Here is a 13,711-nt window from a genome sequence, read left to right on the forward strand (position 1 = left end):
ACATCATATTATGATGTATCGTTTTTTTATTTTATAAAACAATAAATTGTGAAGATATAAAGAATATTTCTTCCTTTATATGCATTGAGTACTTGTATCATTTCTGGTTCCTTGTTATTAATCTATTGTTAGGATATTTCTTAATCAAAATGATATTAATGGTGCTGTTTTTATCTAGGTCGGTTTAAGAGGGAGATATGAAGGAAATTATTACAGGTTTACTTCTAGCCTCAATATCACTATTTACCGTCTCTTGCTCACAAGAAGATACGCATAAAGTAAAAGTGGCAATTAATACAGGGCCTGATCAGGTGATTTGGGATGAAGTTATTCGCTTAGCGAAGTTAACTGAAGGACTTGATGTCGAAGTTATTGCGTTTAATGATTATGTACTTCCTAATAAAGCATTAAATAATAAAGACGTTGATGCGAATGTATTTCAATCAATTCCTTATCTTCAAGCTCAAATGAAAGAGCATAATTATAATTTTCATATTGCGAGTAAAACCTTTATCTTCCCTTTAGCAGCATACTCAAAAAAAATCAGCGATATAAATGAGCTACAATCAGGTTCTGTCGTCGCAATTTCAAATGAAGCCAGTATGAAAGGGCGAGCACTTTTACTACTAGCAGAAAACCAACTTATCACACTCAATGATAATGTCGGTTTTACCCCCACATTAGATGATATTCGCTCTAATCCAAAAGAAATCACTTTTATTGAAATGGATACGCCCAAGCTGATCGATGCATTAAATGATCCCACTGTGACAATAGCCATTATTAACAACAACTTTTCTTCTCAAATTGGACTAATTGCAACACGTGACGGATTGATCCTAGAAAATAAAAATTCCCCTTATGCTAATGTTATCGTGACACGTGAAGATAACAAAAATGATGAAAATATAAAAAAACTTATTTCTGTTCTTCACTCAAGACAAATTGAGTTGAAATTTAAAGAAACCTACAAAGGTGATGCAGTCAAAGCGTGGTAAATTTCTTCACGTAAAGATAAAAGAGACATTTAATCCTTTTATCTTTACGTTTTCTCGCTGTCCATTTTCTTATTTTTGACCAGAATAATCTGCGTTTATTGAGAACAATATCCTAGGTTAAATATTGCTCAATGAATACAATCCTTTATTAAACATTATTCTTATTCATAAACACATTATGTTTATATAACTGCTAGTTTTTATTTTATATAAAACATTCTAACAACATGAATTTTTTTCAGTATGATACTGAATCCTCCATTAAACAGAAGAAATAAAAAAATGGCTGACTCTCAACTGAAAAAACAATATATCGGCGAACATAAACTCTCACCAGAAACACTTATGATGAGTTACGGATATGATCCATTACTTTCCGAAGGATCAGTAAAACCTCCTGTATTTTTAACCTCTACCTTTATTTTTAAAAGTGCTGAAGAAGGTAAAGCTTTCTTTGATACAGTCAGTGGTAGAAAACCATTACCTGAAGGTGAAAAAGCGGGTCTGGTTTATTCTCGTTTTAATCAACCTAATAGTGAAATTGTTGAAGACAGATTAGCCGTTTATGAAAACACGCAATCCTGTGTTTTATTTTCATCAGGTATGTCCGCAATTACAACGACATTGATGGCGTTAACTCAACCTGGCGATGTTATTTTACACTCACAGCCTCTTTATGGTGGAACTGAAACGTTAATTGCAAAAACACTCGCTAAATTTGGAATTCAAGCCACACCATTTACTGATGGATTAAACCTTGAACTGATTCAATCTCAGGCAAAAAAAGCAAGTGAGAAAGGGCGTGTAGCTGTTATTTTTGCAGAAACACCCGCAAATCCCACCAATTCATTAGTCGATATTGCCGCATTAAAAATAGTGGCTGACCAATTAGAGTTAGCTCAAGGATATCGCCCAATTATTGTTTGTGATAACACATTATTAGGCCCTGTTTATCAACACCCAATAGAACATGGGGCTGATATTTCGGTCTACTCTTTAACTAAATATGTGGGTGGTCATTCAGATCTAGTGGCTGGTGCGGCAATGGGCTCTCGTGAGCTTATTAATCAAATTCGGTTATTAAGAGGAGCAATAGGAACACAACTTGATCCTCATTCTTGCTGGATGTTAGGGCGTTCATTAGAAACATTGCAAATTAGAATGGAAAAAGCCAATCAGAATGCGTTATTAGTTGCACAATTTCTGCGTGACCATGAAAAAGTAAAATCAATCTATTACTTACCTTTTGCGGATAAAGCGTCATCTGAAGGCCAAGTCTTTGCCAAACAATGTACTGGCGCAGGTTCAACATTCTCTTTTGATATTGTTGGCGGAGAAAGTGAAGCTTTCCGTTTTCTTAACACAATGAAAATTTTCAAGCTTGCAGTAAGTCTGGGTGGAACAGAATCATTAGCGTGTCATCCTGGTTCGACAACGCATTCTGGTGTACCTATCGCATTACGACATAATATTGGTATTCAAGACACCACGATCCGTTTATCTATTGGTATAGAAAATCCACAAGATTTAATTGCTGATTTATCTCAAGCGTTAGCGAACGCTTAATTAATCGCTATTTTAATCAATATTGAAAAACACCAGATAGCACCCAAGCATCTGGTGTTTTTATTTTTATTGTGTTTGTTTTTGAATTTCAATCCATTCCGCTTTTGTTAAACGACAAATATTTTCAACTTTCACTGCATCTAAAAACTCTGCGTATTGTTCTTCAATAACGTGATGGAATTTAAATCCACATTTTTCTTGTGCTTTTTGTGATTTTTCATTATCAGCGAAATAACCACACCATAAATTATCTAATTCTAGTGTTTCAAAGCTATGCCGACAGATCTCTTTTACAGCCTCTGGTATTAAACCTTTACCCCAGAATGGAACACCAATCCAATAAGAGACTTCAGCATCATTATCTCCAATCGGGAAATTACTCTCATTTGCGAAAGATAATCCAATCAAGCCAATAGCCTGATCATCATTGATTAATGTAACGGCATAAACTTCGTCACGCATAAATATAGTACGAATAATTTCGGTACTTTCTTCAACACTCTTGTGTATTGGCCAACCTGCAATTGGGCCAACTCGTTCATCTTTTGCATACTGATACAAACTTGATGCATCAGAAAGCTTCCATGGGCGTAATATCAGTCTTTCTGTTTTTAATGTTTTCATTTCAATGACTTCTCTTTATTTTTAAATATTTTACAATTTATCTTACGTCTTTAAGATGTGTGTATTCTAAAGAAAAAAAATAAAAAACCGAATGTCATAAAAGAGGTAAAGTCGGTACTTTTGAAAACCAAATAAGAGGAAATGCTTGTTATTAAGTTCAATATCGTCAAATATAAAAACAGCAAACGGGCTTCATAAAAATTAAAAGAGGTTAATTGATTTATGCTAAGTCAAGTACTGTCACAACTTAATGCTTCATCTCAACATGCCATTATGGGTGAAAGTACGATGGCGAATGAAATAGGTTATCCTTTATCACTTTCCTATATTGTGGTTATGATTTGCTTAGAAGGGAATGCCATAATCAATATTGGTTTTAAAAAACAAGCAATTAAAATGAATGATATCCTTATTTTGGGCGATGATATGATAACGATATTGAGTCAAAAATCAGCAGATTTTCGTCTATTTTATTGCTTTTTAGATAAGCCTTTTGCATCAGAAATTGCGTATTCTCTTTCTAATACTTTATTTGCTTTTCTCCATGAAAATCCTGTTTGCCCCCCACAAAAAGAACACTATGAAGCCTTAAATAGATGGATTCAACAGCTAAAACATATTGATAGCCATTATTCTGAACACAGAAAATTAATGTTAAAAAACCACTTACAGAATCTCTTTTTTGCTATTACTGAATCAATACCTGCACATTTTTCTATCGCTAAAAAAGAATTCAGTCGTAAAGAAACACTTTGCTGGCAGTTTTGGGAGTTGATAGGAAAACATTGTTTAGAGCATAGGGAGGTGGCTTTTTATGCAAGTCAGCTTAATATTACACCGTTTTATTTATCGCAAATTACAAAGCAATTCTTTAATGATGCCCCTAAGACCTTGATTAATCGTCAGGTTACTCTTGAAATAAAAGCATTATTAATGCACACTTCGCTTTCGGTAAATGAGTTATCAGTAAAACTTCACTTTGATGATCCTTCTTATTTATGCCGATATTTTAAAAGAGAAACGGGGTATTCTTTATCAGGTTACCGTAAACAACATCAACGACAATAAGACAGATGATATTGTACTTATTGCTGAATTATTAACCAAAGGAGGAAGTTATTTTGAAAAAATATCACTATACAGACCGAGGGAAAATATTTTCTTAAGGTTGAGACTTTTATTACTTATTAAGAATTTACTATGATTTATTTTACTTCTGATACACATTTTTGCCATTCAAATATCCTCAATCTTTGTGATCGCCCATTTAACAGTGTTAGCCATATGAATGATACTTTAATTCATAATTGGAACGCTTACGTCTCTGATAATGACGAAATCTATATTTTAGGTGATTTTCTGTATCGAGGAACAGGACAAGATGCCAATCAAATTTTGCGTCGATTAAAAGGTAAAAAGTACCTTATCCGTGGAAATCACGACAAATTTCTGGACGATCCGGAATTTGATATATCTGCATTTGAATGGGTAAAAGATTATTTTGAGTTGGATTATAAAAAACGAAAAATTGTGATGTTTCATTATCCTATATTGGAATGGGCCGGTTTTTTCCGTGATTCTATTCATTTATATGGGCATGTTCATAATTCACAAAAAGATCCTTCACAACGTAAACGTTTAGATGTTTTAGGAAAAAATGCAATTAATGTCGGCGTTGATGTGAATGACTTTTTCCCCATAAGCATTGAAACCATACTAAAAATAACATCCAAATAATCTGATTAAGATATTGTTGTTATTTAATGCATTGTTAAATAACAATTTTATTTATTCGCCAGTGTTGACCAAAGTCATTTAATTGGCGAATAAACAATGAGCGAAACACAAATACGATAATTCTTTGTGATTAATTTCTGCTAATTTCAAAAGCATAAGAAAAAAGATCAACAACAAAGGTAATTATTGTGAGTAATGATCCGCGTCAAAATATCACAACAGATGCTAACCAAGCCGTTGCGTCTATGGCTTATCGCTTAAATGAAGTCATTGCTATTTATCCTATTACACCCAGCTCAACAATGGCTGAATATGCTGACCGATGGGCAGTCAACCATCAACCCAATCTTTGGGGAGATGTTCCTCGATTAATGGAAATGCAATCAGAAGGTGGGGCGATAGCCACCGTTCATGGCGCATTACAAACAGGGGCGCTAGCAACCACCTTTACATCATCTCAGGGATTATTACTGATGATCCCCTCGCTTTATAAAATAGCTGGCGAGTTAACACCTTTTGTATTACACGTTGCAGCACGTACTGTGGCAACGCACGCGCTGTCTATTTTTGGCGATCACTCAGATGTCATGGCAATACGGCAAACGGGGTGTGCGCTACTTTGTGCCAATAGTGTACAAGAAGCACAAGATTTTGCTGTGATTGCACAAATGGCAACGCTCAATAGTCGAATCCCTTTTGTTCATTTTTTTGATGGGTTTAGAACATCACATGAAATGAACAAAATTATTTCTATTTCTGATGATGAGCTAAAACAGCTTATTCCATATCAATCCATTGAAGCACATCGCCAGCGTGCGTTATCACCAGAATCGCCCGTAATCAGAGGCACATCAGCTAACCCAGACACTTATTTTCAAGCAAGAGAAGCATCAAATTCTTGGTATAACAGTGGTTATCAGCATGTTGAAGAGGCTATGAGTTTATTTGGAAAAGTCACTGGGCGGACTTATCAACCATTTGAATACTATGGGCACTCTCGAGCAACACGTATTATTGTTTTGATGGGATCAGCCGCAGGCCCTTGTAAAGAAGTGATTGATATACTCAATGCACAAGGTGAAAAACTCGGCTTACTTTGTGTGCATCTTTATCGGCCATTCTCAGCACGCCATTTTCTTGATGCAATTCCAAACTCGGTTGAATCTATTGCTGTACTTGATAGAACAAAAGAGCCTGGCGCACAAGCAGAGCCGCTTTATCTTGATGTTATTACTGCATTAGCCGAAGCCTATCATCAAGGGGAGCGTGAAACATTACCGCTGACTATTTCTGGTCGTTATGGGTTGTCCTCAAAAGAATTTGATCCTGATTGTGTGATGGCGGTATTGAGAGAATTACAGCAGCCTAGCCCCAAACGTCGCTTCACTGTTGGTATTTATGATGATGTAACACATTTATCACTACTGCCCGTTGATGCCCAATTACCCGTTCGACATCAACTTAGCGCATTATTTTATGGATTAGGCAGCGACGGATCTGTCTCAGCAACTAAAAATAATATCAATATTATCGGTAATAATACGCCGTTATATGCACAAGGTTATTTTGTTTATGACTCTAAAAAAGCAGGGGGATTAACCGTTTCGCATTTAAGAGTCAGCCAAGAGCCGATAAATTCAACATACCTTATTAAACAAGCTGATTTTATTGGTTGTCATCAATGGCAATTTATCGATAAATATCAAGTTGTTGAAAAATTAAAACTGGGCGGTATTTTACTTTTAAATACACCCTATTCAGCACAAACGGTTTGGGCTAAATTACCCCAAGAAGTACAAGCATTACTGATTGAAAAAGAAGCACGTGTATATGTGATTAATGCATATAAAATTGCACGCGAATGTCAATTAGGTGCACGTATTAATACCATTATGCAAACGGCATTTTTCCATTTAACCGCTCTTTTCCCAGCAGAAGAAATAAACGATTATCTGCATAAGACTATTATTAAAAGTTATCAAAGCAAAGGTGATGCATTAGTCAACGCGAATTTAATGGCAATATCACAAACCTTATCCGCATTAGCGCGCGTTCCTATAGGAACAGTTTTAGCTGAAAGCCCTTATAAATCGCCTATTGTGGCTGATAATGCCCCTGATTTTGTCAAAACCGTCACTGCAATGATGATGGCGGGATTAGGTGATAGTTTACCAGTTTCGGCTTTCCCTCCGGATGGCACTTGGCCAACTGGGACTACGCAATGGGAAAAACGAAATATCGCGGAATTCATTCCGGTTTGGAAACCGTCATTATGTACACAATGTAACTATTGCGTTGCAGCATGCCCTCATGCGGCTATTCGCGCTAAAGTGGCCAAATCCGAACAATTAGAAAATGCCCCCATAACACTCGAAAAATTACCTGTAAAATCACGTGAAATGAGAGGGTTAGAGTATGTACTGCAAGTTGCACCAGAGGATTGCACCGGCTGCAACCTATGTTATGAAGTTTGCCCAGCAAAAGATAGACAAGATCCAAGTATTAGAGCCATTAATATGGTTGAAAAATTGAGTGTATTAGAACAAGAAAAACAAAATTTTGCTTTCTTTAATCAATTACCTGATTTACATCCCTCCGAATTAGAAAAAATTGATATCAGAACTTCACAATTAATCACACCATTATTTGAATATTCAGGCGCATGTTCTGGATGCGGGGAAACTGCTTATATCAAATTATTGACCCAGCTTTATGGCGATGAACTATTAATTGCAAATGCGACAGGTTGCTCATCTATTTATGGCGGGAATCTTCCAACGACACCTTATACTACAAATAGAGAAGGTAGAGGCCCTGCTTGGGCTAACTCTTTATTTGAAGATAATGCCGAATTTGGCTTAGGTTTTCGTCTCACTTTAGATCAACATAAAAAACGTGTTGAACGTTTATTAAATCGATTTGCAACAGAAATACCGGCCTCGCTTTATCAAATATTGACGAATACTAATAATTCAAATCAAGATAAACGTAGTGCGATTAATACACTATCAACATTATTAGGCCATAGTAGTGATCCACTCGCCAAAGAATTACTTAATGATGCTCACTATTTAATGCAGAAATCAGTATGGATGGTGGGAGGTGATGGTTGGGCTTATGATATTGGTTTTGGCGGGCTAGATCACGTATTAAGCAGTGGTGAAAACGTTAATGTATTGGTATTAGATACCCAATGTTATTCCAATACGGGGGGGCAACAATCTAAAGCAACTCCAATGGGTGCCATCACTAAATTTGGTGAAGAGGGTAAAAGTAAAGCGCGCAAAGATTTAGGCGTCACAATGATGATGTATGGCAATATCTATGTGGCACAAATTGCCATTGGTGCTCAGATGAATCAAACCATTAAAGCCATTCAAGAGGCACAATCTTATCAAGGACCTTCGCTGATTATTGCTTATAGTCCTTGCGAAGAACATGGTTATGATTTGGCCTTGAGTTATGAACAAATGAAGCAATTAACGGCATCTGGCTTCTGGCCTTTATATCGGTTTGATCCTCGCCGTGAACAAGAGGGGAAAAATCCCCTAATATTAGATTCTAGAGCGCCTAACCAATCAATTTCTGCGGTATTAAATAAAGAACAACGCTTTAGTCGTTTATTTAAAATTTATCCAGACAAAGCGATGACATTGGCAAATCAAGCTCAGCGCAATATTGAGAAAAAATATGCCTTACTTAATCTATTAGCAGAAAAAACCACAAAGGCAGAAGTGGAATAAATCATCATATTCTTATCTACTTACCATAAAAAAAGACACCCATTAAGGTGTCTTTTCTTTTTGGGTATGCAATCATTTTTATGACAGCATAACGCCTCTTTTTCTACTTGCATTCATTCCTTGGATCATACAAAACCAAGCTAGTGCTGATACAACCATTAAAATAGCAAATAATGAAACAGGTGGGAGCGACGTTAAAATATAACCACTGGCTAATGGATTAAGCGCTGCACCTAACCAACCCAGTGATTGTGCTGAAAAATAACTCGCTTTCATTCCTAACGGCGCAATGTTATCAATCATCATATACTCACCCGGCGCATAAATTAATTCACCGAATGTAAAGACTGCAATTGCTAATGCCCAAAAAATCAAGTTATCACCTGCGAACATAAAGCCCAATAAGCCTGTCATAAAAAACAGCGTACCCAAAGTCATTAATTTACGCAATCTTTCAGCAGTAACATGTTTTCCCACAATATATTGTAAAGAGACGACAATAGCCGCATTTACGGGTAATACTACGCCAATAACAGACTCGGCTAATTTTGCATCATAAACGACTAAAATATATTGTGAAATACAGGAAGCAAAAGAACCAAACGTTAAGGTACCAAAAAAAGTTGAGAGTACAAACCAACTTAATGCTCGGTCTTTTAGCATTATTTTGGGATCCCACTTTACGCTATTTTCTTCACCCGTATTGATAGCTTTTGAGCGCTGAACAAATAATTGGATCATAAAAAGCGGAATACTGGCAGAGATCGCCGCAAGCCAGAAGGGCAATTGTGTTCCATACATTAATAATAATGTGCCAATAGGTGGGCCAACCGTCCACCCCATATTAATAAAAGTATAATTTAATGAAAATATTTTTGGTTTTGCTGAAATTGATAGTGTTTCAGAAAAATAGGCTTTTAATACGGTTGAAAACACCAAATAAGAACAATTAATCACAGAGAAAAAGATCACCACTAAAACAGTGCTGTGAACTAACGGTATTGCTGTAAATCCCAAAATAAACATGACTATAGACAACAGCATATAGCGTTTTTTTTCAAATTTATCTGCGAGCATTCCAAAACCAAGACTGAAAAAAATACCCGTTGTTAATGCTATGGACATAGCAATACCAATATCATCAACAGGTAATTGATACTCCCGTGATAAATAGATTGCCATAAAAGGTAATGTTGCACCTCTTCCTATCGTCAGAAGAAGTGATGAAAATAGCAGTGCAGTTGTTGAGCGTGTTTTTTTCGAGAGCATATTATCTTTATTTTAATTATTTGTATTTTATGGTTTTTTTTAAATATTACGATTCTTCACGGGTGAGAAAAAAGTGATATCGCACTGTGTATTAATACATGACTTAGTTATCACTGTATAGCTCGAAAATTAATAAAAAGCTCTTTTTGAGCGTGGTTTTTTATAACTCATTTTACTCTATATTCTTATTATCCCATTTTTGATAATAGTGTTTATCAGATCTCTCTCTATTATCACATGCCTATTTTTTCTAAACTGCACAGATGACTTTTTTATTTATTGCACTAAATCTGAGGCTATTATGTCTGTTATTCATCTTGAATTTGAAAAACCCATTGTTGAGTTAGACGAAAAAATAGATGCATTACTCACCTTTAAACAATCCCAAGATGAACCAACGGGCATTAATTTAGATGAAGAAATTGCACGTTTAAGGCAAAAAAGTCTTTCGCTGACAAAATCTATTTTTACTGATTTAGGTGCTTGGGATATTGTGCAACTTGCTCGTCATCCAATGCGACCTTATACACTTGATTATATTAAGGCGATATTTACTGATTTTCAGGAATTAGCGGGTGATAGGGCTTACGCCGATGATAAAGCCATTGTTGCAGGTTTAGCTCGTTTAGATAAAATGCCGGTTATGGTGATTGGGCAACAAAAAGGGCGTGATACAAAAGAGAAAATACGCCGTAATTTTGGTATGCCATCTCCGGAAGGCTATCGTAAATCTTTACGTTTAATGAAAATGGCTGAGCGTTTTCATTTGCCCGTAATTATTTTTATTGATTCGGCAGGCGCTTACCCCGGCATTGGCGCAGAAGAACGAGGACAAGCTGAAGCTATCGCCCGTAATATTCTTGAAATGTCACGATTAAAAACCCCTATTATTTGTACAATTACTGGGGAAGGGTTTTCTGGTGGTGCATTGGCAATTGGTGTCGGTGATAAAGTTAATATGTTGCAATACAGCACTTATGCTGCTATTTCTCCCGAAGGATGTGCGTCTATTTTATGGAAAAGTGCAGATAAAGCACCAATAGCGGCAGAAACCATGGGAATGACAGCGCCTAAATTACAATCATTAGGAATTATTGATAGCATTATTCCTGAGCCTTTAGGTGGCGCACATCGTGATTATCAACAAGCTGCAGAGTTTCTTAAACAGCAATTATTAACAGATTTAACCTTATTAAAAAGTTATTCCACCGAAGTACTTTTAGATATACGTTATCAAAAGCTCATGTCTTACGGTTACTGTTAATTAATCACAAGCGAAAAGTAAATGAATGCTACACTGCCTATATTGAGTCATAGAACCCCTAGGCAGTGATTATTTTATGCAAATTGATCTTAATTTATTACGTGTTTTTTCTGCTGTTGCAGAGCAAGGGCAATTTGCCGCTGCCGCTCGTCTATTATCCATGCCAACCTCTAATATTAGCCGCGCAATTAAACAACTTGAACAGCAACTGAGTTGTAAGCTAATTGATAGAACGACACGAAAAATGCGTCTTACTGAGCAAGGTAAAATACTCTATCAACAAGGCAAAAAAACTTTAAATGAATTAGATAATATAGTCAGTAATATCACCAGTAATGGCCCATTAACAGGAACATTTCGTTTAACCATTCCAAGTGAATATGGTAGTGAGTTACTTGCTGATATTTTAGCCGATTTTTCTGCACTTCATCCTAATTTGCTCATTCAGTGTGATACCCAATTAATGCCAAGAAATATCATTGATGATGATATTGATCTGCTACTCACATTTCATCGTGGACATTTGACAGACAGTAGCTACCATTCACGCTTGATTAAATCGTGGCGAAGTATTGTTGTAGCTTCTAATGAATTATTAGAAAAAACAGGTATACCGACCCATATTGAGCAATTGAGTCAAATGCCTTGTATCTCTAGCTTAAGTGCATTGGAAGGGCAACCATGGATATTTATTGATGAACACAAAAAACCAATAAAAATAACAATTCACAGTCACTATCGTGTCAATAGTGCGATATTGGCAAAATCAGCGGTATTGAAAGGATTAGGATTTGCGATTTTGGCTGAACACGGTTGTCTTGATGCAATTAAGGCAGGAAAATTGCGGGCAATTGAGTTTCCTCAACAACCCGCAACCATTAATTTAATCGCAATATATGCAAGCCGTAGTACGCTTTCTCGTAATATTGAGCATTTTCTTGAGTTTCTATCTCAACGTTTATAACAATCAATCCATTATTTGTTGTGAAAGTGCATTGTGTTTTACTTTAAAAGGAAAGAGCACAATAAATAAAGTCACAAAACATGAGATCCCCGCAATTGCAATTGCATAAGCAAAACCCGAATTAAACGCTTCTGGCAATAAGGTAACAAATTCTGCTTCCAAATTATTACTCATATTTTCAGTCACTAAACTTACAATATCGACATAGTTTACAGATATTCCTAATATCTGACTTTGAATAACCATATAGTGAATGGCTTGTTGCACCATTAATGTGCCTAATAAGGCAATTCCCATTGTCATTCCCGTTTGTCTTAATGCATTCATGGTGGCAGATGCCATGCCCGAGCGAGAGGGTGATACACTTTTCATCACTAATGCACCAATTGCAGGTGTCGCCAATCCCATTCCTGCCCCTAACACAAACAAGTAACTTCCCGTTATTCCATAGTGGCTATTTGTTGCCAATGTTGCTAATAAACAAGAAGAAATAGCGATAAATAAGAAACCACAAATCATCAGTTTTCTTACTGAAAAATAAGCAGATAAACGTCCAAAAGACATTGAAAATAGGGCCATTGCAATAAACTCAGGTGCCATTCTCCAACCGGTTTCTAATGCACTCCAGCCTTGTGCTTTTTGTAGAAAAAAGGCAATGAAAAATACATTACTATAAGTAGCAAACCCTAACGTGAAAGAAGAAAGGTTATATTGAAAAAAAGCACGATCTTTAAATAGTGTCAGTGGTAATAACGGTCGTTCAACACGTTTCTCTATCACCAAAAATAACGCAAGGAAGATAATGCCCGTAATTAATGTCGATAGCGTTCGATAATGAGACCAACCTACAGAGCCCGCCTCAATTAATCCATAGGTGAGTAACCCCAATCCCAGCATACTGGTTAATTGACCAAAAGGATCTAACGCCACATTGTCAGGATCAGCACTTTCACTTAATCCATACCAGCCAAGTAATACCGTGATTATGCCAATAGGAATATTAATAAGAAATATACTTGCCCAACCACTCGTATGGACTAAAATCCCCCCTAAAATAGGGCCAATAATTAATGATAAGGCACTGACTGAAGACCAAATTCCAATAATGCGGACTCGTTCAATATCAATAGGAAAAGCATGAGTGATTAGCGATAATGCGCCAGGAATAAGTGCAGCAGCTGCAACACCTTGAATAACACGACCAAGGATCAATATTTCATGTTGTTGTGCAATAGCACAGATTACAGACCCTAAGGTGAAAATAATCACACCCCATAACCATACTTTTTTTCGACCAAAACGGTCACTTAATGGACCAGATGACAAAATACAAGCAGATAAACAGAGTGCATAAGCATCAACAATCCATTGTAACGTTGCCATATCAGCATGAATATCATTTTGAATCGTTGGTAGCGCCACATTCACAATACTAATATCGAGAGTTGCCATAAATGTGCCTAAACAAATAGCACAGATAAGTGACAATCGTTTTAAATAAGTCATAAGTTTTATTGCCTTAATGATGAAGTCATAGAGGCATAAT

Annotated in this window: 10 protein-coding genes; 7 read left to right on the top strand and 3 right to left on the bottom strand. The window is 36.2% G+C overall.

What is annotated here, in order from left to right:
• Positions 1–197 precede the first annotated feature (197 nt).
• Both INT04_RS06515 and INT04_RS06520 read left to right on the top strand, forming a co-directional pair.
• On the top strand, positions 198–998 hold the full coding sequence (locus INT04_RS06515) for a MetQ/NlpA family lipoprotein (RefSeq protein ID WP_193015344.1): 801 nt from the start codon (positions 198–200) through the stop codon (positions 996–998).
• 282 nt (positions 999–1,280) lie between these two features.
• Positions 1,281–2,564 carry a cystathionine gamma-synthase family protein gene (locus INT04_RS06520; RefSeq protein WP_193015345.1) on the top strand — a complete coding sequence of 428 codons (1,284 nt, stop codon included), beginning with the start codon at positions 1,281–1,283 and terminating at the stop codon, positions 2,562–2,564.
• 66 nt (positions 2,565–2,630) lie between these two features.
• Here the strand turns inward: INT04_RS06520 and INT04_RS06525 are convergent, their stop codons facing one another.
• Positions 2,631–3,188 (bottom strand): GNAT family N-acetyltransferase, encoded by a 558-nt coding sequence (locus INT04_RS06525; RefSeq protein ID WP_193015346.1) that lies wholly within the window; start codon positions 3,186–3,188, stop codon positions 2,631–2,633.
• Between the two features lie 222 nt (positions 3,189–3,410).
• Between INT04_RS06525 and INT04_RS06530 the strand changes: the two genes are divergently transcribed.
• From INT04_RS06530 to nifJ, 3 genes are all read left to right on the top strand, one after another.
• Positions 3,411–4,256: a helix-turn-helix domain-containing protein gene (locus INT04_RS06530; RefSeq protein ID WP_193015347.1), complete on the top strand. Its 846-nt coding sequence runs from the start codon at positions 3,411–3,413 to the stop codon at positions 4,254–4,256.
• Positions 4,257–4,388: 132 nt separating this feature from the next.
• Positions 4,389–4,925: a metallophosphoesterase gene (locus INT04_RS06535; protein WP_193015348.1), complete on the top strand. Its 537-nt coding sequence runs from the start codon at positions 4,389–4,391 to the stop codon at positions 4,923–4,925.
• Positions 4,926–5,170: 245 nt separating this feature from the next.
• A complete protein-coding gene (nifJ, locus tag INT04_RS06540) occupies positions 5,171–8,668 on the top strand; it encodes a pyruvate:ferredoxin (flavodoxin) oxidoreductase (protein WP_226894013.1) in 3,498 nt (1,165 codons plus the stop codon).
• A 78-nt stretch (positions 8,669–8,746) separates the two neighbouring features.
• On the opposite strand, the gene ydeE is transcribed toward nifJ, so the two are convergent.
• Positions 8,747–9,937, bottom strand: coding sequence for an efflux MFS transporter YdeE (gene ydeE / locus INT04_RS06545; protein WP_193015350.1), 1,191 nt, complete (start codon positions 9,935–9,937; stop codon positions 8,747–8,749).
• A 301-nt stretch (positions 9,938–10,238) separates the two neighbouring features.
• Here ydeE and accA point away from each other — a divergent pair, with 301 nt between their 5' ends.
• Positions 10,239–11,201, top strand: coding sequence for an acetyl-CoA carboxylase carboxyl transferase subunit alpha (gene accA, locus INT04_RS06550; RefSeq protein WP_193015351.1), 963 nt, complete (start codon positions 10,239–10,241; stop codon positions 11,199–11,201).
• Between the two features lie 76 nt (positions 11,202–11,277).
• Positions 11,278–12,165, top strand: coding sequence for a LysR family transcriptional regulator (locus INT04_RS06555; protein ID WP_193015352.1), 888 nt, complete (start codon positions 11,278–11,280; stop codon positions 12,163–12,165).
• Between the two features lie 3 nt (positions 12,166–12,168).
• Here INT04_RS06555 and INT04_RS06560 read toward each other — a convergent pair whose 3' ends face one another.
• The gene (locus tag INT04_RS06560) at positions 12,169–13,671 is read right to left on the bottom strand and encodes an MFS transporter (protein WP_193015353.1); all 1,503 of its coding nucleotides are present in this window, start codon (positions 13,669–13,671) and stop codon (positions 12,169–12,171) included.
• Between the last annotated feature and the right edge of the window lie 40 nt (positions 13,672–13,711).

Source organism: Proteus sp. FME41, assembly GCF_014897315.1.
Taxonomy (GTDB): Bacteria; Pseudomonadota; Gammaproteobacteria; order Enterobacterales; family Enterobacteriaceae; genus Proteus.

What these genes read in the sequence shown, in the direction of transcription:
- INT04_RS06515 (WP_193015344.1), top strand. Translation starts at nt 198, where the DNA reads ATGAAGGAAATTATTACAGGTTTACTTCTAGCCTCAATATCACTATTT.
- INT04_RS06520 (WP_193015345.1), top strand. Translation starts at nt 1,281, where the DNA reads ATGGCTGACTCTCAACTGAAAAAACAATATATCGGCGAACATAAACTC.
- INT04_RS06525 (WP_193015346.1), bottom strand. Translation starts at nt 3,188, where the DNA reads ATGAAAACATTAAAAACAGAAAGACTGATATTACGCCCATGGAAGCTT.
- INT04_RS06530 (WP_193015347.1), top strand. Translation starts at nt 3,411, where the DNA reads ATGCTAAGTCAAGTACTGTCACAACTTAATGCTTCATCTCAACATGCC.
- INT04_RS06535 (WP_193015348.1), top strand. Translation starts at nt 4,389, where the DNA reads ATGATTTATTTTACTTCTGATACACATTTTTGCCATTCAAATATCCTC.
- nifJ (WP_226894013.1), top strand. Translation starts at nt 5,171, where the DNA reads ATGGCTTATCGCTTAAATGAAGTCATTGCTATTTATCCTATTACACCC.
- ydeE (WP_193015350.1), bottom strand. Translation starts at nt 9,937, where the DNA reads ATGCTCTCGAAAAAAACACGCTCAACAACTGCACTGCTATTTTCATCA.
- accA (WP_193015351.1), top strand. Translation starts at nt 10,239, where the DNA reads ATGTCTGTTATTCATCTTGAATTTGAAAAACCCATTGTTGAGTTAGAC.
- INT04_RS06555 (WP_193015352.1), top strand. Translation starts at nt 11,278, where the DNA reads ATGCAAATTGATCTTAATTTATTACGTGTTTTTTCTGCTGTTGCAGAG.
- INT04_RS06560 (WP_193015353.1), bottom strand. Translation starts at nt 13,671, where the DNA reads ATGACTTATTTAAAACGATTGTCACTTATCTGTGCTATTTGTTTAGGC.